This window comes from Mesorhizobium sp. M7A.F.Ca.CA.002.05.1.1, from assembly GCF_003998335.1.
GTDB lineage: Bacteria > Pseudomonadota > Alphaproteobacteria > Rhizobiales > Rhizobiaceae > Mesorhizobium.
The window spans coordinates 1-1,023 of sequence record NZ_RZQI01001360.1 but is presented as its reverse complement, the minus strand read 5'-3'; the positions used below and the strand labels follow the sequence as shown (position 1 = coordinate 1,023).

Annotated in this window: 1 protein-coding gene; it reads left to right on the top strand. The window is 64.2% G+C overall.

Features of this window, described 5'->3' with window-relative positions; all coding sequences use genetic code 11:
- The coding region (locus tag EN939_RS35545) for a phosphate acyltransferase (RefSeq protein ID WP_272483142.1) at positions 1 to 1,023 on the top strand (1,023 nt) is incomplete at both ends.

Below are 1,023 nucleotides of genomic sequence, written 5' to 3'. Positions count from 1 at the left end.
AGCACATGGCGCCAAAACCGCTGATCCTGGCGCTGGCCAACCCCAATCCGGAGATCATGCCGGAAACGGCGCGTGCGGCGCGTCCCGATGCGATGATCTGCACAGGCAGGTCCGATTTTCCCAATCAGGTCAACAACGTACTGTGTTTTCCTTACATCTTCCGCGGCGCGCTCGACTGTGGTGCCAGCGCTATCAACGAGGAGATGAAGATGGCGGCGGTCCGCGCCATCGCAGCCCTTGCCCGCGAGGAACCTTCAGATGTCGCTGCCCGCGCCTATTCCGGCGAGACGCCGATCTTCGGCCCTGAATTCCTGATCCCTTCGCCCTTCGATCCACGCCTGATCCTGCGCATAGCGCCCGCGGTCGCCAAGGCGGCCTGCGACACCGGTGTCGCGACGCGGCCGATCACCGATTTCGCCGCCTATATCGACAAGCTGAACCGCTTCGTCTTCCGCTCCGGCCTGGTGATGAAGCCGGTGTTCTCGTCCGCCAAGGCATCGAGCGCCAAGCGCGTCATCTATGCAGACGGCGAGGATGAGCGCGTGCTGCGCGCCGCCCAGGTGGTGCTCGAGGAAGGCATCGCCGAGCCGATCCTGATCGGCCGGCCGCACGTCATCGAGGTGCGCCTGAAGCGCTACGGCTTGCGCATCAAGCCCGGTGTGGATTTCGGCCTGATCAACCCGGAAGACGATCCGCGCTACCGCCATTATGTCGACCTTCTGATCGAACTCGCCGGCCGGCGCGGCGTCACGACGGAAGCCGCGCGCACCATGGTGCGCACCGACAACACGGTGATCGCAGCACTTGCGCTGAAACGCGGCGATGCCGATGCAATGGTTTGCGGCCTCGAAGGGCGCTTCGAGCGGCATCTGCGCAACGTCACCTTGATCATCGGCCCGCGCACCGGCGTCAAGGATCGCGACCTGTCGACGCTCTCGATGCTGATCTCGCAGCGCGGCATCATCTTCCTGACCGACACGCATGTCTCCGTCGACCCGACGGCGGAAGAAATCGCTGAGATGA